Origin of the sequence: Methylacidimicrobium sp. B4 (assembly GCF_017310545.1) — a bacterium.
GTDB lineage: Bacteria > Verrucomicrobiota > Verrucomicrobiia > Methylacidiphilales > Methylacidiphilaceae > Methylacidimicrobium.
Genome location: NZ_CP066203.1, coordinates 1,720,632 through 1,740,318 on the forward strand (window position 1 = coordinate 1,720,632; position 19,687 = coordinate 1,740,318).

Annotated in this window: 17 protein-coding genes; 10 read left to right on the forward strand and 7 right to left on the reverse strand. The window is 63.1% G+C overall.

Annotated elements, in window-relative coordinates:
- The first annotated feature begins 55 nt into the window (after positions 1-55).
- The 4 genes from rpsO to MacB4_RS08175 all read left to right on the forward strand — a co-directional run bounded on the left by rpsO (position 56) and on the right by MacB4_RS08175 (position 4,231).
- A complete protein-coding gene (gene rpsO / locus MacB4_RS08160) occupies positions 56-322 on the forward strand; it encodes a 30S ribosomal protein S15 (RefSeq protein WP_206863365.1) in 267 nt (88 codons plus the stop codon).
- Positions 323-393: 71 nt separating this feature from the next.
- Positions 394-2,535, forward strand: a complete 2,142-nt coding sequence (locus MacB4_RS08165) for a polyribonucleotide nucleotidyltransferase (protein WP_206863366.1) — start codon at positions 394-396, stop codon at positions 2,533-2,535.
- Between the two features lie 75 nt (positions 2,536-2,610).
- Positions 2,611-3,087 (forward strand): redoxin domain-containing protein, encoded by a 477-nt coding sequence (locus MacB4_RS08170; protein WP_206863367.1) that lies wholly within the window; start codon positions 2,611-2,613, stop codon positions 3,085-3,087.
- Positions 3,088-3,136: 49 nt separating this feature from the next.
- Complete coding sequence (locus tag MacB4_RS08175; protein WP_206863368.1) at positions 3,137-4,231, forward strand: 6-phosphofructokinase; 1,095 nt, start codon at positions 3,137-3,139, stop codon at positions 4,229-4,231.
- Between the two features lie 52 nt (positions 4,232-4,283).
- Here the strand turns inward: MacB4_RS08175 and MacB4_RS08180 are convergent, their stop codons facing one another.
- The 4 genes from MacB4_RS08180 to MacB4_RS08195 all read right to left on the reverse strand — a co-directional run bounded on the left by MacB4_RS08180 (position 4,284) and on the right by MacB4_RS08195 (position 6,774).
- On the reverse strand, positions 4,284-4,853 hold the full coding sequence (locus MacB4_RS08180; protein WP_206863369.1) for a Slp family lipoprotein: 570 nt from the start codon (positions 4,851-4,853) through the stop codon (positions 4,284-4,286).
- Between the two features lie 53 nt (positions 4,854-4,906).
- The gene (locus MacB4_RS08185) at positions 4,907-5,467 is read right to left on the reverse strand and encodes a Slp family lipoprotein (RefSeq protein WP_242529197.1); all 561 of its coding nucleotides are present in this window, start codon (positions 5,465-5,467) and stop codon (positions 4,907-4,909) included.
- Positions 5,468-5,615: 148 nt separating this feature from the next.
- Positions 5,616-6,173 carry a Slp family lipoprotein gene (locus tag MacB4_RS08190; protein WP_206863371.1) on the reverse strand — a complete coding sequence of 186 codons (558 nt, stop codon included), beginning with the start codon at positions 6,171-6,173 and terminating at the stop codon, positions 5,616-5,618.
- 22 nt (positions 6,174-6,195) lie between these two features.
- The gene (locus MacB4_RS08195) at positions 6,196-6,774 is read right to left on the reverse strand and encodes a Slp family lipoprotein (protein WP_206863372.1); all 579 of its coding nucleotides are present in this window, start codon (positions 6,772-6,774) and stop codon (positions 6,196-6,198) included.
- A gap of 179 nt (positions 6,775-6,953) precedes the next feature.
- On the opposite strand from MacB4_RS08195, the gene MacB4_RS08200 reads away from it, so the two are divergent.
- Positions 6,954-7,601, forward strand: coding sequence for an energy transducer TonB (locus MacB4_RS08200; protein ID WP_206863373.1), 648 nt, complete (start codon positions 6,954-6,956; stop codon positions 7,599-7,601).
- Positions 7,602-7,627: 26 nt separating this feature from the next.
- On the opposite strand, the gene MacB4_RS08205 is transcribed toward MacB4_RS08200, so the two are convergent.
- Entirely contained in the window at positions 7,628-8,398 is a 771-nt protein-coding gene (locus tag MacB4_RS08205) for a hypothetical protein (protein WP_206863374.1), read from the reverse strand.
- A 319-nt stretch (positions 8,399-8,717) separates the two neighbouring features.
- On the opposite strand from MacB4_RS08205, the gene MacB4_RS08210 reads away from it, so the two are divergent.
- The 4 genes from MacB4_RS08210 (at position 8,718) to MacB4_RS08225 (ending at position 16,995) form a co-directional block, all read left to right on the forward strand.
- Complete coding sequence (locus MacB4_RS08210) at positions 8,718-11,720, forward strand: tubulin-like doman-containing protein (RefSeq protein WP_242529198.1); 3,003 nt, start codon at positions 8,718-8,720, stop codon at positions 11,718-11,720.
- A 68-nt stretch (positions 11,721-11,788) separates the two neighbouring features.
- A complete protein-coding gene (locus MacB4_RS08215) occupies positions 11,789-13,408 on the forward strand; it encodes a phosphate ABC transporter substrate-binding/OmpA family protein (RefSeq protein ID WP_206863375.1) in 1,620 nt (539 codons plus the stop codon).
- 134 nt (positions 13,409-13,542) lie between these two features.
- A complete protein-coding gene (locus tag MacB4_RS08220) occupies positions 13,543-15,225 on the forward strand; it encodes a hypothetical protein (protein WP_206863376.1) in 1,683 nt (560 codons plus the stop codon).
- A gap of 114 nt (positions 15,226-15,339) precedes the next feature.
- Complete coding sequence (locus MacB4_RS08225) at positions 15,340-16,995, forward strand: hypothetical protein (RefSeq protein ID WP_206863377.1); 1,656 nt, start codon at positions 15,340-15,342, stop codon at positions 16,993-16,995.
- Between the two features lie 109 nt (positions 16,996-17,104).
- Here MacB4_RS08225 and thiS read toward each other — a convergent pair whose 3' ends face one another.
- The gene (gene thiS / locus MacB4_RS08230) at positions 17,105-17,317 is read right to left on the reverse strand and encodes a sulfur carrier protein ThiS (RefSeq protein WP_206863378.1); all 213 of its coding nucleotides are present in this window, start codon (positions 17,315-17,317) and stop codon (positions 17,105-17,107) included.
- Positions 17,290-18,420, reverse strand: a complete 1,131-nt coding sequence (thiH, locus tag MacB4_RS08235; protein WP_206863379.1) for a 2-iminoacetate synthase ThiH — start codon at positions 18,418-18,420, stop codon at positions 17,290-17,292. The genes thiS and thiH overlap by 28 nt, the downstream gene beginning before the upstream one ends.
- 102 nt (positions 18,421-18,522) lie before the next feature.
- Between thiH and hemW the strand changes: the two genes are divergently transcribed.
- Positions 18,523-19,674 carry a radical SAM family heme chaperone HemW gene (gene hemW, locus MacB4_RS08240; protein WP_206863380.1) on the forward strand — a complete coding sequence of 384 codons (1,152 nt, stop codon included), beginning with the start codon at positions 18,523-18,525 and terminating at the stop codon, positions 19,672-19,674.
- The last annotated feature ends 13 nt before the right edge of the window (positions 19,675-19,687 follow it).

Genomic DNA, 19,687 nt, shown 5'->3' on the forward strand with positions numbered 1-19,687 from the left:
AAACAATTGGCCAAGCGCAACCTTTCTGATTATTTTACCCGAAAAAGAAAAAGCGATGCTCGATCAGGAGAAGAAACAAGCAATCATCACCGGGTTTCGTCGTCATGACGGCGACACGGGATCGGCAACCGTACAGGTGGCCCTCCTTTCCCAAAGAATCCAGCAACTCACCGATCACCTCCGACAGAACCAGAAGGATCATAGCTCGAGGCGCGGACTATTGCGGATGGTGAGTCGTCGGCGCAAGCTGCTGGATTACTTGAATCGGACGGAGCCTGTCAGCTACCGCGACCTGATTGGTCGGTTGTCGTTGCGCAAGTAGCCGTTGCTACTGGAGCAGCGGAGCCCTGTATTTTTGGGCTTCCACGTATCGCAGAGAAGAAAGGACTAGGAATGGAACTTCCAGTACGCGTATCGGTCGCTTGTGGCGAATCACCGATCACATTACAAACCGGGGAATTGGCCAAGCTCGCGGACGGCGCCGCCGTGGTCAGTTGTGGAGAGACCGTGGTCTTGGCGACCGTGGTCTCCACAAAATCAGTCAAGCCGGAGCAGGATTTCCTGCCCCTCCAGGTGGAATATCGGGAGCGGGCGGCCGCCGCAGGTCGGATTCCGGGAGGGTATTTTCGACGGGAGGGGCGTCCGACCGAGAAGGAGATTCTGACCGCGCGGATGATCGACCGACCGCTGCGGCCTCTCTTTCCCAAAGGATATTTTTACGAAACACAGGTCATCATCGCCCTGCTGTCGGCAGATGCACAAAACGACCCGGATATCCTGGCCATCAATGCTGCATCCCTTTCCTTGATGGTATCGGACATTCCTTTTGCCGGTCCTGTCGGTGCGGTTCGCCTGGGCCGACTGGAGGGGAAATGGGTGATCAATCCCACCCACCGGGATCGCGAGTTCAGCGATCTCGATCTGGTCTACGTGGGAACGGAGACCGAGGCGCTCATGATCGAAGGGAGTGCCCGGGAGCTGCCGGAGGCTGACTTCCAGCGTGCGCTCGAGGTGGCGCAAGAGGCCATCGAGGGCTTGATCCAGGGGCAGAAGGAGATCGCGGCCAAGGTTGGCCGGCCAAAGAGGAGTTATTCTGCTTATCTGGCAGACCCCCAGATCGTCGCATTCTCCGCCGAGCAGATGGGCAGCCGGCTGGAGGAAGCCCTCTATCTCCCGCAGAAGCAGGACCGGGAGAACGCACTGGATCGACTGAACGCCGAACTGGCCGAGAAGATCCGCGAGCGTTTCCCGACGGCTTCGGACGCCGACATCGCCAGGGCGTTCACGAAGCTCCAGGTGCAGATGTTCCGCCACCGGGTCCTGGAAGAAGGGAAACGGTGCGACGGGAGGAGATTTGACGAGGTGAGGCCTCTATCGGCTCGGACGGGGATCCTTCCGCGGGTTCACGGAACGGCCCTCTTCTCGCGCGGAGAGACCCAGGCGCTCTGCATGGCGACCCTGGCCTCGCTGAGCGAGGCGCAGGAGATCGACGCCTACGGGGGTGGGGAGACGACCAAGCGATTCCTCCTTCATTACAACTTCCCGCCGTTCAGCGTCGGGGAGGTGGGGCGAATCGGAGGGCAGAGCCGACGGGAGATCGGCCATGGCGCGCTGGCCGAGCGTTCCATTTTGCAGGTCGTCCCACCGGAATCGAGCTTCCCCTATGCCATTCGGGTGAACTCGGAGGTTCTCGAGTCGAACGGGTCGACCTCCATGGCTTCGGTCTGCGGGGGCACGCTCTCCCTCATGGACGCCGGGGTGCCTCTGAAAGCTCCCGTGGCGGGGATTTCCGTGGGGCTCGTGACCGAAGCGGACGATGCGGGCAGTATCGGTCGTTACGTGCTTCTCACCGACATCCTTGGCTTGGAGGATCATTACGGCGATATGGATTTCAAGCTGGCGGGCACCGAGCAGGGGGTCACGGGGTTTCAGCTCGACCTGAAGCTTCCAGGGATTCCGATCCGGCTCTTGCAGGAGGCGATCGGGCGGGCCGCCGAAGCCCGGCGCCAGATCCTGGCCTTCATGCAGCAGGTCTTGCAGGCGCCGCGCAAGGAGCTTTCCAAGCATGCGCCCCGCATCGACACGCTCAAGATTCATCCGGACAAGATCGGGCTGCTGATCGGACCAGGCGGCAAGAACATCAAGCGGATTTCCGCCGAGAGCGGTGCGGAGCTCAGCGTGGAAGACGACGGGACCGTCCGCATCTATTCGCCCGATGGCAATGCGATGGCGCTCGCGCGGGAGATGGTGGAGGAGCTGGTCGGCGAGCTGGTCGTGGGCGGGCTCTACCGGGGGCGCGTGAGCGGGATCAAGGACTTTGGCTGCTTCGTCGAAATTCGCGGCAAGGGAGAGGGCCTGGTCCATATATCGGAGCTTGCGGAGACACCCGTCCGCCGGGTCGAGGAGGTCGTCCGGATGGGGGAAGAGGTCTGGATCAAGTGCATCGGCATTGACGATCGCGGGAGGTATAAATTTAGCCGCAAGGCGGCTCTGCGCGACAAGCGTCTGGAGGAGGAGCAGCCGACCGCGCAGTAAGGCTCGGACGATCAGCCGCTCCCTCTTTCGGCGGCAGAAGGCCAAGCGAGCTTGGGAAGGGGAAAGGAGGACCCGATGGCGCTACCGGTAGGAACAGCAGCACCCGACTTTGCGCTCAAGAGCAAGACACCGGAAGGGCTCGTCGAAATCCGGCTGAGTTCCTTTCGTGGCAGAAAGGTCGTCCTTCTCTTCTTTCCTCTAGCGTTCACGAGTGTCTGCACCGAGGAGATGTGCCGCATGACCGAGGCGCTCAACGCCTACGGGCGACTCGATGCGTCCATCCTTGCGGTGAGCGTGGACAGCCCTTTCGCGCAGGAAGCATGGGCGCAGCGGGAAGGAATCCACATTCCCCTTCTTTCGGATCTCAACAAGGAGGTTACCAGGACCTATGGGGTCCTGCTTCCCGGGGTTCTGGGCATCGGTGATGTGGCCGCCCGGGCGGCCTTCGTGATCGACCGGCAGGGGAAGATCGCCTATGCGGAAGTGACCGCCAATCCGACCGTCCTTCCCCGGTTTTCCGCGATCGAAGAGACCGTGGGTCGACTCGACTGAAGAGCCGACGAGAGGAAGAAGAGACGGCGGACGCGGGCAATAGGGCGGTATGGCGGCGTTCCGTGTCGGCATCCTCACGAGCGGCGGAGACTGCCCGGGTCTCAATGCGGTGATTCGCGCTGTGGTGGCGGCCTCCTCTCAGCGCGGATGGGAGGTGTTTGGGTTCATCGATGGCTTCGAGGGGCTCCTCTCTCCGGTTCGCTATCGAATCCTTGAGGATCCCGCGACCGTCGGGATCGCGAGCCTTGGCGGCACCATCCTGGGTACGACCAACCGCGGCCGATTTGCAACCCGAGTAGGGCTCGGCGAGATCCACCAGATCCCCAAGGCGGTGCTCGACGAGGTCTGGGAGACGGTCGAGGGCTTGGAAATCGGGGGGCTCATCTGCATTGGAGGGGATGGTTCGCTCACCGCCGCGCAGCAGCTCTTCGAGGCGAAGCTACCGATCGTCGGCGTTCCCAAGACGATCGATAACGACATCTCGGCGACCTCGATCTCCTTTGGCTTCTACTCGGCTGTCGAGTTTGTCACTCAGGCTCTTGACCGTTTGCGTTCGACGGCGGTCAGCCACAAGCGGGTCATGGTCGTCGAGGTCATGGGAAGATATGCCGGTTGGATCGCGCTCTTTGGCGGCCTGGCGGGCGGTGCCGACGTGATCCTTCTGCCCGAGATCCCCTTCCACTATGAAAAGATCGCCCACGAGGTGCGCAAGCGCGTCGCCGAAGGGGCCCTGCAGACGATGATCGTCGTCGCGGAGGGGGCTCGTCCGGATCACGGCCAGTTTGTGACGCAAGACGACGAGATGGAAAAGGGATTCCTGGGGGAAATTCGGCTGGGAGGGATTGGCCGGCATGTGGCCAAGATGGTCGAGCAGATGACCGGCCGGGAGAGCCGGGAGGTCGTGCTGGGACATCTCCAGCGCGGCGGTCCTCCCACGGCGATCGATCGGAATCTCGGAATGCTCTTCGGGGTGGCCGCCGTGCGGCTCGTGGAGCAGAAACGCTTCGGAGAGATGGTCGCCTTTCAGAACGAGCGCGTGGGATCGGTGCCGATTCTTGACGCGGTCCGCGAAAGCAAGACCGTTCCGCTCGACTGCGAGGAGATCGCCGCCGCGCGCGCGGTCGGCATCGCCTTCGGGGATTGACCGGAGCCCATGCATGCGACGCGCTGACCAGGCGTCGGCAACGGAAGCCTGATCATTGAGGAACGGTCATCGGAGGAACCGAGCCCCAGGTATTGCTCCAGCCCTTTCCGGGATACCCCCAGACCCAATCCCTCCTTGGATAGGAGGGAGAGTCGCGCTGCCCTCCATATTGGGGCCACAAGTGGATCTCCATCGCGGCGACCAGGGGGTAGGTGTAGGGCCGATCGCCGATCTGCCCCGCCTGTATGCCAAGGGCGTGCCCCAAAACCGTGACATCACGCCCTTTGCGATAGACGGATGGATCCAAAAAGGTCGCGCTCCGTGCGAGGAAACGGCCACCGATCCGGTCGGAGGCGATCGGTCGATCGGAGCCGTCAAGCCGCTCCTGGAGAACTTCGAGCAGTGTACCCGCCTTGAGGTTCGTTGTTCGCAGGATGGCCCCTCCGAGCATTACGATGCGGCCCTGGTAGGAAGAAGGCTTCTGCACAAGCGCGCTGAAGGAAGGTTGGTCGCGGACCCGCCGCCTCACTTCGTCAGAAAATGGGCTGCTGCAGCCGGCAAGAAGCACCGCGAGAGCGAGGCAACCGATCGTTCTCCTTTTGCCATCGAAGAGCCGATTCATCAACCCCGTGCCTCTTCCAACCCCCGCGAACGCCGCTCCCTTCGGGCCACCCTTTACCAGAAGGTCAGCGGCGGCATCAAGGGCCAGCCCATGCCCCAATCCATCCCGGGATAGCCCCAGCCCCACTCGACGCGTGGATCGTTCCAGTGGTCGTCCACCACGTGCTCCCGCCACAGATGGATGGACCTCGCTGCAATCAGGGGGTAGGTGTAGCGCCTCTCCCCGATTCGCCCTGGCTGGGGCCCGACGACCCGTCCGACGATCGTGATCTCGCGGCCCTTGCCATAGACCTTGAGGTCGAGAAGGGTCGAGGTTCCCGCCACGAAGCGGCCTCCGGTTCGATCGGAGGCGATCGGCCGGTCGTAGGCATTGAGCGGCTTCTCGAGCACTTCCAGGTAGGTGCCGCCCTTGCGATGCTTGGCATAGAGGATGGTTCCGCCGACCATCACCGTGCGACCCCGGTAGGCGGAAGGATTGCCTCGAATCGTCGCGAAGGAGGGTTGATTCTGGACCTGCTGCTGGACCTCGTTGGGAAATGGGCTGCAGCTAACGGCGACCAGAGCGAACAGCGGGAGAAGATGCCGCCCCAGCCGCCTCCAGAAGAGCGTGTTCATCGCTTTCGATCCTTCCCCGAGAGGATTTGGATCGGCACGAGGAGCCAGCTTCGGCATTCAGGAATGTGCCACTACGGAATTTAGCCGCCGATTCGAGCCGGTGCAAGCGCGCGCATGGGAGAGGGCGGTGCCAGCCTCAAGGGGACTGCTACCACCACCAAGGGCCAAAGCCCCACCCCATGCCCAATCCCATCCCCGGATAGCCCCAGCCCCAGCCCATGCCGGGATAGCCCCAGTAGGAGTCGGCGGCCGTGTATTGCGGCCACAAGTGGATATGGGTCGCGGCGACCACGGGATAGGTGTAGGGCTTTTCGCCGATCACCCCCGGCTGGGGCGCAGCGAGGCGTCCGACGACCGTGACATCGCGTCCCTTGCTGTAGACCGACGGGTCGAGAAAGGTCGAGGTCCGGACAAGGAAGCGACCACCGATCTTATCCGAGTCGATCGGTTGATCAGAGCTATCGAGCCTTTCCTGGAGCACTTCGATTAGCGTGACGTCCTTGAGGTTCTTCGTTTGGGCGATCGTCCCCCCGAGCATGACCATGCGACCTCGGAAGGCGGAAGGGTTCTGCCGAATCGCGGCAAAGGACGGCTGACCCTTCACCTGCTGCTTTACTTCGCTTGAGAATGGGCTGCAGCTGGACAGAAGCGTCGCAAGAATCAGGCAAGCGAGAGCCCGCGGCCACCCCTGAAATTGCGGAGCCATACAAGCGAATCCCTTCTGCCGCTCACCACATGCCGAAGCCCGGCATGCCAAAGCCCGGGAAGAAGCCCATTCCCGACCCCCACATGCCCGGCTCGTAGCCCCAATTCATCATCGCCCAGTCGTAATCTGCCCCCACGCTGCTCTCGGGCTGCCAGAGATGGATCTGAGAAATCGAGACGACAGGGTAGGAGTAGCTTCTCTTCCCGATGGTTCCCGGCTGGATGCCGCTGACACGACCGGCCACGGTGACCTCGCGGCCGCGCTTGTAAATCGAAGGATCGAGGAACTTGGGAGTCACGGCGAGAAAGCGCCCGCCCGATTGATTGGTCGAGCGCGGGCGTTCGTCGCCTCCCAGCGGTCTTTGGACGATTTCCAGGACTGTCGCGTTCTTCTGGTTCTGGATTTGGGCGATCTTGCCGCCCAAGATCACGAGTCGGCCCCGGTAGGCGGCGGGGTCCTGGCGCAGGGCACCGAACGAAGGTTGGTCCTTGGCAGCCTCCAGGGTAGATTCGGCAAAGGGCCCGCCGCATCCGGCCAGGGTAGCAAGCAGGAGAGCCGCGAGAGTCGACCCGAGACTGAACCGCACGCGTTGACTACTCATCGCCACTGACCTATGGGCGATCGGCAGCCCCTCCGTCAAGGCCAAACCGGCTTTCCGCGAGCACGGTCGAGCTCATCCTTCCAGCGGCAAAAATGTCTTTGGCGGCAACCGGATCCATGCGAAGGTATGCCACTGCCAAGCGGCCGCCTGCGGGCAGTGGGACAGGAAGAGATCAGGGGATGGAACGGAGACGGTGGATCGGCCTTTTGGCCTCCGTGGCGCTGCATGCAGGCATCCTGCTCGGAACCGATGCCTGGGTCGTCAAACGGGCCGAGTATGGGATGGCGCTGGGAGAGAGGTCGATCGCCGTCGACCTGGTAGAAGGGGCGTCGGAACCGGAAGTGACCCCGCAACCGCTTCCGCAACCCGAACCGCCCACCAAGCCGCTTCCCGAGGAGATGGCGCAGGCGGTCGAGCGGAAGCCCGCTCCCCTGGCTGCACTGCCCAAGGAGCCGGAGAAGGCTGCGCGGAAGTCTCATTCAGTGGCCGAGCGAGGGAAGGGCGTTTGGGGAGCGGGGCGGGACGCGACGACCCTGAGGCGCGCAAGCGGCACCAGCGCCCAGCCGGACTATCTGAGCAACCCGCCCCCTCCTTATCCCGAGGAGTGCCGTTGCCGGGGCGAGCAGGGGACGGTGGTGGTGAAGGTCCTGGTCTCTCCTCGCGGAACGGCGCAATCGGTCGCACTGAGCCGGAGCTCGGGGTTCGGCCCGCTCGATCGCGCCGCGCTCGAGGCGGTCCGGCGGTGGCGGTTTCGGGCGGCAACGATGGGAGGGCTTCCCATCGAGTCCTATGTGATGGTTCCGATCCGCTTCGTCCTCGAGAACTAGCGTGGGCCTTCTCTGGGGAGGCCGCATCAGATCCTGACCTGAATGTCCCGGTAGGCGGCCCAGCCGATGAGCGTAAAGGGAACCGATTGGACGGCGAAGAAGAGCAGCAAGAGGATCAGCCGGAGCCGGGGAACGAGCTTCGGCGTCTGCGCATCAAGCTCCCGCTTGATGTAGTTGGCCACGATCTCGATTGCCCGAGTATCCGGATAGATCGAATAGACCTGGATGTATTGCTGCACGTCCCGGGAGACCGCCTCTTGTGCCGCGCCAGTTCGGACGGAGAGGATCCAGCTCAGGAAAGGGTGCATCCGCTGGAAATTCCGAGCAGCGCCCTTCGCGTAGATCTTGGCGACGACAAACGTTGTGTTTTGGTTCGTGAGCGGGATCTTCGGGGCCCCGAGCTCATCATACCACTTGGCCGGGTCGTGGGGCTCCTGGCCGAGCTGCCAGACGGTCTTCCGAGCCGCCTGGAAGGTGCTGCTCTTCCAGGCTTGGTCGACCTGAAGCGAAGCAGCCCAAAGATTGACGAACTGCTCGCCGGCCGTCTTCGCATGGCTGAGGGCGAAATAGAGGAGTGCGCCCAGCAAGGTGGCTGCTGCGGCGACGGCACAAAAGATGTGATGAATGGGGCTCGCGTGAAAGAGGAGATTCCAGAGCTTGGTGTAGTGGCTCGCCAGCCACCAGCAGCCGCCTGCCAGGAGAACGGCGACCGCGCAGGCGAGCACGAACTGCCCCGTTGCCTCGAGCAGGAAAAGTAGGATGCAGGAGCTGGTTACGGTGATCAGATCTCCGATCATAGGGAGGCCTTCGGGTTGTAAGGAGAGGGAGAGGGGCGAGTCAAGACGCAGGGTGGCCGCTCGATGCGCGCTCGACCGCTCGTGCCCCCGCGTCTTTCCAGGATAGGAGGCGCTCGCAAGGCTTCAGAGCAAAAGGGATTGCTTTTTTTCCCTGCGCGGGTAATCCGATTCAGGATAGCTCTCGACTGCGCGCGATTTTGCTGCAGCCGAGGAGGTTTCTGCTGATGATGCGCAGAGGGGGCAACCGGTCGGCGAAACGAAGGGCGAGGCGTGGGTCGGACGGTGTGAATCCAAGCAGGATACCAGGCGAATCGGATTGATGAATCCCAACCACATGATCATCGGCCTCGGCGGAACGGGAGGCAAAATCATCCGGGCCGTCCGAAAGACCATCTTTCAGGAATTTCGAAGCTTGAGCCCGGAAGAGGTGAGCGTCGGGTACCTCTACGTCGATTCGAGCGATGAGCTGATGCGCCTTGACGATCCGACCTGGAAGATCCTGGGGCAGAGCGTTCAGCTGGGCCCGAACAGCCAGCTTCACATTCGGTGCGCCAACCTCTCCTCCATTCTGGAAAATCTGACCAACTACCCGGGAATCCGCCCCTGGATCGGCGACCGCGCGATCTGGAACGATATCTTGGGAGGGATCGTGGGCGATGCGATCGGCGGCCAGAAACGGAGGCTCGGTCGATTCCTCTTTGCCAACCATGCGACCGAGTTTTGCGATCGGCTCACCACGCAGGTGCGCGAGCTCCAATCCGGTGGGGAGACAAGCGTGACCTTTCACGTCTGCACTGGTCTTGCGGGAGGGACCGGAAGCGGGACGATCATCGACACGCTTTGCCAGATTCGACGCCTCTATCCCGACTCCCTGCAATATCGCATCATCGGGTATCTTCTCCTTCCCGAGGAGCATCCGAAGCCCAATTGGAACACTGGGAACTACCATGCCAACGGCTATGCGGCGCTGGCGGAGCTCAACGCGCTGAGCATCGGGAAATTCGTTCCCTGCAACATTGCGGGCAACGGCGGCAAGATGACCGATCTGCAGACGCCCTTCAACGGTGCCTATCTCTTTACCACTCATAATGAGAATGGGCTCGCGCTCGGCGTCGACGACATTCCCAACGTGGTCGCGGACTTTCTCTATCAGAAGATCGTTACGGTCCGAAAGGTGAACTGGGCGAGCCTCGCCCGGCAGGAAAACGCGGAAAATGGAGACGGGATGCCCGAAACCATCCCGGGAACCAACAGTGGCGTCCGATCCAAAAGGTGGCTCACCTTCGGTGTGAAGAGAATCGCCGTGCCAGAGGAAGAGATCGCCGAATATCTCGCCTACCAGTTTGCCCGGCAGGCGGCCCTGCAGCTTCGCTATAACAACTGGTCGGAGACGGAGGGCTACCTGCCCAACGCCAAGAACGTCGATCTGATGAGCTACGTCACCGCCCCGGAACAGCTCGAGCGGTGGCTTCTTTCCGACGAGCACCTGATCTTGTCGGCCGCCGTCCTGGAGGCCGATGGGACGCAGGGCCGGTGGCAGCCGATCACGCGCTACTGGACGACCGTTGCCGGGGCCTTCAAGCAGGAGATCGAGGAGAGGGAGGAGGGAGCCAAATGGCTCGACAGCCTCAAGGGGAGGCTCGAGGTCCGCTTCAGCGACCAATACCGCGGTCACGGCGTGAAAGCCTTCTATCAGACCGTATCGGCCTCCGCCCGGGAGCGGGCGCGGGAGATCCGGCAGAAGCTCGAAAGAGAGCTTTTCGGCAACTGGCGCGACGGCATTCGATCCGTCCATGAGATCAGTGGCCTGGTCGGTGCCGTGATCACCTACTTACGCAGCCGTTTCGAGCGCTTCGATGACGATGTGACCAGAGCGAAGGCGCAGGAGGAGGCTCTCGCCAAGAAGCTCAAGGATCAGGAGAAGGAGTGGGTGAAGGTCGGTGTCATTTCCGACATGTTCGGGAAGCGGAAGCGGATCTTCGATGCGTGTGCGCTGACGCTCCAGGACCTCTATGCCACCCGGACGCGCATCGAAGGCTGGCAGTTCGCCAAGAAGTTTACCCCGGTCCTCACGGAGGAGATCACCCAATTGAAAGCCGAGCTCGACCGAAGCTCGGCGATGATCTCCGAGGCGGTCAAGAGCTTCGAGGAGCAGATCGCCGAGCGTTGCGTCGACGAGGGTGGGGAGGTCGATTATCGGCAGCAGATCATCCGATTCTATGACCCGGACCTGGTCCGAACGGTGACGCGTCGGTTGACCAAGGACGCCCGAGAGCAGCTCACGCAGACGCAGCGTGTGCGCTCTGCGCTCGTCGCCATGCTGGGCGACAAGCTCGATTTCCGCACCTTCAACGAGAGAATCAACCGAACGACCTTCCTGGACGTGCTCGAGAACCAGTGCATGGAGAATGCGAAGATCTCCCACAATAACCTCATCGAGAGCAGCAAGGAGAAGCTGATCGGTGTCAGCATCATCGACAAGCTGCGCGACCGATACGGCGATCGGCAGGCGCTCCGGCTCTTTATCGATGGAATCGTCAAGTCCGCCGGCAACTACTTGATCTTCAACCCGGACGAGATCAAGAGATCGGCCCCCGGAATCAATCCGGGCGCGCAAATCTGTGTCTCCACCTTCACGGTGATCCTCCCCAGAGCGCCGGAAGCGGAAGATTTCGTGAAGATGCTGCGGGAGGTCTTTTGGGAGTGCGTGCAGACGACGGCTCGGGAGTTCCTGGACGGCAGCCGGCCCAACGAGATCATCTTGACCAGCGTCACGAATCTCTTTCCGCTTCGCGTCGTCCAGCTGCTCTCCTTTCTCCGGGCTCGCTATCTTGAGCGGGTGAATGGCCCCAATCCGGCGCGGGCCCGGATGGAGATTCATATCGAGGAGGATGGGCAAACCCTTCCGAGCCTCTTTCTCCCGAGCCGTGGGGAGCTCCAGGACCGGATTGCACCCGGTCTTCTTCTCGGTAGCGCCTTGGGGCTGGTGGCCGACCGGGAGAACGAGCGGGGTGTGAAGGAGCTGGCGATGATCGTCAAGGACGAGTTTGGGATCGAAACGCCGATCTTCCTGGAAGGATCGACGATTCCGGAGGCGCTGGCCAACCTCCCCGAACCGAAGGCCCTCGTCTTAGAAGAAACGGTGGGCAAGCATCTCACGGATCCGGAGCTGCGCCGGGAGCCGAGGCGTACCGAGCTGACCCAGAGGCTGGCTGCCATGGTCAACGAGCTCTCGCGTCAGCTCCCTCCATCGGATCCTCGGACCAAGCTCTTCCCGGACTGGGGGCGGCGGGCGATCAAGCTTCTCCGCGGGGAGGGATAACGCCGTGCCATGCGAGCCTGGAGGGCTGCTGCGCCGGGCGGGCAGCCGCAGGAGAAAGCTTGGGAGATATGCCGGGTAGACGAGGCCTTTGTCGGAATTACGGAAACTGTCCGACGCGCGCCGATACGCGCGAGGTCATCGAAGTTCCCGAAGGCAAGGAGTTCGTCTGCCCGGACTGCGGGAGTCCTCTCGTTCCGGAAGAAGAGGCGATGCACCGTCCGAGGAGGAGGAAAAGGCCTGGAGCCGTGCTCTTCCTGCTCCTCCCCCTGTTGGTGGTGGGAGGTACCGTGCTCTGGCTTTTTCTTCGCGGGCATCCGCAACCCGCGCCCACTCCGGCGTCCCAATCCCCTCCCGCGTCCCGGGAGGTCCCTCCCGCCAACGAGCGGACGCTCTTTACGATTTCGGGCTCGCGCATCTTGGGGGAGAAGCTTGTTCCTGGTCTGGTAAAGGCTTTCTTCTCGGACGAGCTGCGCGCAGAGGCGGTTGCCGTGCGGCGGGAGAAAGACGGACGGTCTCTTGCGATCGTGGGCAAGGTGCCCAACGGGGAGGAAGCGATTGCGGTCCGGATCGTCTGCTCGAGCACTTCCGATGGATGGAGAGATCTGGCGGGCGATGGGGCGCAGATCGCGATGGCCTTCCGCAAGATTACTTCGGAGGAGGCGGCGCCCTTCGGCAAGACGGTCAACCTCACGGCTCCGGATTCCGAGCATGTGATCGGGGTCAGCGGTGTCGTGGCCGTCGTCTCGGCCGCCAATCCACTGTCGAAGCTCTCTTTGGCCGAGCTGCGCAGGGTCTTCGGAGGATCGGTCGCAGACGGCCAGGCGGTGGGCTTCCCTCCGGGGAAAATCGTCCTCTACGCCTCTCCGGTCGCCTCGGGGATCTGGCAGCTCTTTGCCCAGCACGTGCTGGAGGGTTCGTCTGGGTCAGCCGACATCGTTCGCCTGGAAAACGGAGCGGAGATCTCCTCCCGAGTCGCTGCCGACGCGCACGCCCTGGGGATCGTCGACCTGCCTCACGTCGGAAGTTGCAAGGCCTTGGCCCTTTATGAGAAGGGAACCCTGCCTCTTGCCCCGACTTTCGCATCCCTCGAGTCGGAGTCCTACCTCCTTTCGACCCGGCTCTACCTCTACACCAAGGGGAGCGGACGGAATCCCGATGTCGATGCCTTCATTCAATTCGTTCTCTCCGATCGAGGCCAGCAGGGGGTGCAGGAGGCGGGGTTCGTTGGGGCGGCGACGAAGTCCCCGAAAGGGGCCGAGTCCTTGATTCAACCGGAGATGGCAATCCCGCGCGATGCTCCCACGGCCTACCGGCACCTCGTCCAAGGGGGCAACCGGGTCGCCTTCGACGTCCGCTTTCGGACGGGGAGCGCCGAGCTGGACAACAAGGCGCTCGTCGACATCCGGCGGCTGGCGAAGCTGATGGGTGAAAGGGAAGAGAAGAGCCAAGCGGTTCTCCTGATCGGCTTTACGGACAACGTGGGGGATCGGGCCTACAACCTGCGCCTTTCGGTTGAGCGGGCGCAGAGCGTCGGGCAGGCGCTTCGCGTCCTGGGCATCCCCGTTGCGGCAACCGCAGGAGAGGGAGACCAGATGCCCGTGGCCTCAAACGACTCTCCGGAAGGTCGGGAGAAGAATCGTCGCGTCGAGCTTTGGATCGTTCGGGGGAAGGCTTCCGAGAAGCCTTGAGCGAGAGCGGCCCGCAGGGCCAGGAGAGGGCTCAGGAAGGGGCTGCAGCGCGCACAATCTGCTTTTGCGGTCTTACTTTGACAAAGCGGCGAAAATGAGAGAAGATCGGTTGGCAGCAAAGGCCCAGGAGATGCATGAGCGATCTTGTTGACCCCGATGCGGATGTGAAGCCGAAAAGCCGCCCGGGGAACCCGGCGGCGAAGGGATACGCCAACGGAGCTCCCGCCTCACCGCCTGCGGAGGGCGCTTCCGGACGCACGCAAAGGGGGAAATGCCCGAATGTCGGAGAGTGTCCGAACGGTGGAATGGTCGTGGAGGTGCCGAAGGGGGCGTCATTTGTCTGTCCGGAATGCCATAGCGAGCTTCTCTCGGAGCGAAGCCGCGGAGCCAGAAGCCGCAAGAAGCTCCTGACGTTGGCTGTGCTGGTGGGAGCACTCTGCCTCTTGGGGGCGGTCTCCTACTTCGCCCTGGTACCGTTCGTGATCAGCCTGAATGGGAAAAAGGCGACCGAGGGTTCCGGAACCATGGTGGGAAGCAATGGGTCTCCTTCTGGCTCGCAGAAGAGCGAACCTCCTCCGCCTGCTCCTCTGGAGAAAAAGCCGACCCTCGCCGAGGCGGAAGCGGCCTTGCGGAAGGAGTTGCCCAAAGGAATCGAGCTCGCCTCTCTCAAGCCGGTCGAGGGGCAGAAAAACCCGGATGGCTCATGGAACCTCACCTACGATGCGACCATCGTGGCCCAAAATGGCCAATATTGGGTTCCCATCGCCGACCTTGATGCGGCCAACCTCACGAAGCGGTTGAACGAAGTCCCCTCTCCCGAGCGTTCCTGGGCGCGTCGGCATTTGAAAGATCTGGTGCTGACGCAGGATCAAGCTCCCGGGCAGGAATATCTCTTCAGCCGGAAGAAGCCGCTTGCTTCTCTGACGCCAGGCACCCCGTTCCCGTTTGCCTGGAAGGCGGTGGCGACGCCTGGGGAGGAGGGGAGCTGGAAATTCGTCCCGACCTCCCCCCTGCCTTTTGCGGCCCCCGCTCCGAGCGAGGGGGGGGCAGACACGCGGGTCGTGCTGCGGAGTAGCCCGGAGCTCGAACAGGCGCAATTGCTTGATGAGCAGCGCTGGAATCGATTCGTCGAGCGCCTCAAGGAGATTGAGCGGGAGGCGCGGAGCCGATACCGGCAGGTCATGGATAATGCGCCCGCTCGAGTCCGGAGACCCGATGTCTTCCGGGCCGGCAGCGGCGGACCGACGACCATGGGAGAAGGAGCCGGGATCGGTGCCGCCGGTGGAGCCATGGGAGGAGCGATGTTCGGCGGGGGGGAGGGAGCGGCCATCGGGGCAGGGGTCGGTGCCCTCTTGGGAGCGCTGGGTGGAGGAATCTATTCCCATCAGAAGCAGCAGAAGCAATACGAGGCAGCGTTGGCCGAGCGACGCAGCTACGAGCGACAGGCAGCCTCCGCCGAGCGCGAAGCGCGGGAGCAGCTCCTCTCCCAATACGGCCAAGACCTGGAGGAGCAGGCGCAGCGGCAGCTCGCGCAGTTGGCGGGCGGGACGACCGGGGCTCCCAATCCATCGTCTTCCGGGGGAAGCACGGCTGGTCCCGCGAATCCTCCTTACTCACCCTATGGTTCCTCGCCATCGACCTCGGGGCCTCCACCCATGCCTCCGTTGCCGGCGCAACAGCCCTATGGAGCTCCTCCGGGATCGACACAGCCACCGGATGGTCCTCCCCCGGATCAGAATCCGTTTGGAGGCGCCTCCTCGCCGCCTCCAGCGGGTGATGGACCTCCCCCGCCGCCGCCTCCTCCCCCGCCTTATTGAGCCGTGGAGATCCTAGAACGGGTCTGCCGCTCGCACGATCTATCCTTCGGTCTTGCTTTCGGAGAGGCGCGGACACGACAGAAGGCTCAAGGCAGGGCAAAGCTACGGAGTCCTATGGACTGTCGGATTGATCCCGATGCGCAGGCAAAGCCGAGAAGCCGGCCGGCGATTCCGGCGGCGAACCGCCATGCCAACGGAGCTCCCCCGCGCTCGGAGGGCGCTTCCGGACGCAGCCAAAAGGGGAGATGCGCGAATGTCGGAGAGTGCCCGGACGCCGGAATGGTCGTGGAGGTGCCGAAGGGGGCGCCGTTTGTCTGTCCGGAATGCCATAGCGAGCTTCTGCCGGAACGAAGCCGTGGGGCCAGAAGCCGCAAGAAGCTCCTGGCGTTGCTTGTGCTGGTGGGAGCACTCTGCCTTTTGGGGGCGGTCTCCTACTTTGCGCTGGTACCGTTCGTTGCCAGCCTGAATGGGAAAAAGGCCGCCGATACTGGGACAACGGTGGGAAGCAGTGAACCTCCTCCGCCTGATGCTGCGGACATGAAGCCAACCCTCGCCGAGGCGCGAGCGGCCTTGCAGAAGGATCTGCCCAAGGGGATCGAGCTTGCCTCTCTCAAACCGGGTGAGGAGCAGAAGAATCCGGACGGTTCTTGGAACCTCGCCTACGAGGCGACCGTCGTAGCCAACAAGGGCCAATATTGGGTCCCCATCGCCGACCTCGATGCGGCCAACCTCACGGAGCGGTTGGGCAAAGTCTCCGAGGACGTGGGTTCCTGGGCGCGTCGGCACTTGAAAGATCTGGTGCTAACGCAGGATCAACCTCCCGGGCAGGAGTATCTCTTTGGCCGGAAGAAGCCGCTCTCTTCGCTGAGCCCGGGCACCGCCTTTCCCTTTACCTGGAAGGTAGTGGTGGCGCCAAGGGAGGATGGAAGCTGGCAATTCGTCCCGACCGTCCCGTTGCCATTCGCGGCACCCCCCCCGAGCGAGGGGGGGACAGACACGCGGGTCGTGCTGCGGAGCAGCCCGGAGCTCGAGCAGGCGCAATTGCTCGATGAGCAGCGCTGGAATCGATTCGTCGAGCGCCTCAAGGAGATTGATCGGGAGGCTCAGAGCCGATACCGGGAAGTGATGGAGGATGCCCCCGGTCGAGCCCGGCGACCCGACGTCTTCCGGGCGGGCAGCGGCGGACCGACGACGATCGGGGAAGCCGCTGGAATGGGTGCGGTTACCGGAGGTACTATTGGCCTGGCAGCCGGCGGAAGGACAGGAGGGCTTATCGGTTTAATATCCGGCGGCACCTTGGGTGCGATAACCGGAGCCCTCGTTTCGCATCACAAGCAGCAGCAGCAATACGCGGCGGTAGTGGAGGAGCGAAGCAGGTGCAGGCGCCTGGCGGCGTCCGCCGCGCACAAAAGGCGGGAGGAGCTCCTCTCCCAATATGAACAGGAGCTGGAGCAGGAGGCGCAGGGGCGGCTCTCGCAGTTGGCGGGGGGAACGACCGGGGCTACCGATCCATCGCCTTCCGGGGGAAGCACGGCTGGTCCCGCGAATCCTCCTTACTCGCCCTGCGGCTCCGCACCGTCGAGCTCGGACCCGCCGTCCAACCCTCCGTTACCGCCGCAACTGCAACAACCATCTGGAGCCGCTCCGGAGTCGACGCAAGCCCCTGGTTATGGTGGACTTCCCCCGGGGCAGAATCCGTTTGCCGGTGATTCCTCGCCGCCTCCTGCGGGTGATGCGCCTCCTCCTCCCCCTCCTTCTCCGCCGAATTAACCCGGGGAGATCGGAGGCGGAAGCGAGGCCTGACGGAGGTGCAAGGGAGCGGGTCGCATCCAGGCACGCTCTGTGGGGCATCGGATGCAAATTTTGTGAAAGATGGAGCCTATCCGCCGGCGACGACGCGCAGGATCTCTACGCGGTCGTCCCGCTCAAGCCGGCGTTCGGCCCATTCTCGCCGGGGAAGGACCTCTTTGTTGAGCTCGATGAGCACCATCTTGACGGGATAGCCGAGCAGCTGCAGGAGATCCAGGACGGAGCTCCCGGTCGGGACCGTTCGCTCCTTCCCGTTTACGTAGATGCGGCACTCGTCAGGCATTCGTCCCAATCCTTCCACACGGGCTCATACCCGAGCTCGCGAATCCGATCGGCGATCAGGAGTGGAGAGCGTTCGTCGGAAAGCGCGAATTGCTCCTCGGCCCCCTCGGCCGATTCCATGGGACTGGGCGGCTCCGAGCGACCGCCGATCGTCCGATGAAGCCGCTCCCGTCCCGCACCGGTGTAGCCGCCAGGATCGGTTCGAGACCCGGCGCTGACCAGCGTAATGCCCAGAGGGATCAGTCGATCACGCAGCGAGGGGGATTCCCGGGTCGAGAGGACGAGCCCCACCTGAGGGAAAAGGATCCGAAGGGCACAGTGGAGCTGCGCAAACTCTCGATCCGAAAGGGGGTATTCCGGAGAAAAGCCGCCGGCCGCCGGGCGCAGGCGGGGGAGGGAGATCGTCAAGTAGGATCGCCAAGCATGCTTGAGAAGCCATGCGGTATGCGCCGCCAGGGCGAAGGCATCTTCGCGCCAGGGCGCCAAGCCGAGAAGAGCCCCGATCCCGATCCGGCGAAACCCGGCGCGATAGGCCCGTTCCGGCGCTTGGAGCCGCCAGGCAAAGTCGCGCTTGGGTCCGGAAAGGTGAAGGGAGGCGTAGGCTTGAGGGAGATAGGTCTCCTGGTAGACAACGACTCCCTCGGCTCCCGAGTCGACGATTTCTCGATATTCCTCGGTTTCCAGAGGAGCAATCTCGATGGAGATCGAAGGGAAATAGGGGCGAATTCTCCGTATGCAAGAAGCCACATAACCGGGGGAGACCCATTTGGGGTGCTCTCCGGCGACCAGAAGAATCGATCGGAACCCTTGCTCGGCCAGGCAGCGTGCTTCCCGTTCTACCTCCTCTGAGCTCAAGGTAAGGCGGAGAATCGGGTTGGATCGGGAGAAGCCGCAGTAGCGGCAGACATTGATACACTCGTTGGAGAGGTAGAGTGGCGCGAAGAGCCGGACGGTCTTCCCGTAAAACTGGAGGGTCTGCGCCTGCGCGGCTTGCGCCATCGCCTCCAACTCTAGCGGCGTCTTGGGTTCCAAGAGGGAGCGACAGCGGGCTTGATCGCGAAAGAAGGGGAAGGTTCCCGCTTGGAGTGCTTCGAGAAAGGACATACCGCAACCCTAGCGCAGGCGGGAAACAGCCACAAGAGAGCGCGTCTCCACCGGGCAGGAGAAAAACCTCTCTCTTGCGCCATCCGGAGCCTATTGTTTCCTGTGCTCTCCGATCGCCTCCCCTCGTCCCGGCGGGGGCCGCTTGGCCTGCGGCTTGGCCCGGAGCCGATTCGGCACCTCTACCTGCACACTCCGTTTTGCGCAACGGTCTGTCCCTATTGCGCGTTTCATGTCCACACCGGATCGGCGAGGGAGATGCGCGTCTTCGTCACCGCTCTTTTGCGCGAATGGGAGAAGCTCAGGAAGAGCTTACCGGTCGAGGTCGAGACCCTTTATCTGGGTGGCGGCACTCCCTCTCTCCTCCCCCTCGACGCCTTCCGCCAGCTGGCGGACGCCTTCCGTCCCTGGGAGAGCGTGGAGGCGACCCTCGAGGCCAACCCCCGAACGGTGACTCGGGAGAAAGCGGCGGCATGGCGGGATCTGGGAATCGGTCGGGTCAGCCTCGGGGTTCAGTCGCTCGATCCGGCCGTGCTCCGCACGCTCGGACGCCGGCATGGACCGCAGGACGTGGAGAGGACGGTCGCCATCCTTCGGGAGGCGGGGTTCGGGAACATCAACGTCGATCTCCTTTTCGGGGTGCCCGGTCAGTCGCCAGCTTCTTGGGAAGAGACCCTGACGCGAGTCATTGCGATCGGGCCCGAGCACGTTTCCGCCTACGAGCTCACCTACGAGGAGGATACGCCCTTTTTCGAAGCCCGGGCGGCGGGAGTTTGGCGCGAGGACGAGGAGCTCTCGATTGCCATGTATCGGACGGCCTGGAACCTTCTGGAGAGCTCAGGGTATCGACAGTACGAGGTTTCCAATTATGCGCGGCCGGGCTGGGCGTCCCTGCATAACCAAGGATATTGGATGGGGAACGACTATCTTGGGCTCGGCCCGGGCGCGTGCTCGACGGTCGGCCTCCGTCGCTGGCAGAACCGGCGGAATACCACCGACTACATCGCCGCGCTCTCTGCCGGCCAAGATCCTCCAAGAGAGGAGGAAGCACTCTCCAAGGAAGTGCGGCAGAGAGAGCGGCTCCTGCTGGGTCTGCGGACGAGCCGCGGCGTTCCCTATTCCTGGATCGAGGGGGAAGCCGAACACGCGCGTGCGCTCATCGGCCAAGGCTTGGCCGAGCTCTCGGACGGTACATTCCGGCTTACCCCGGAAGGAAGGCTTTTGGCCGATGGAATTGCCGGCCTTTTCGTCGGATAGCCGGGGCGGAAGT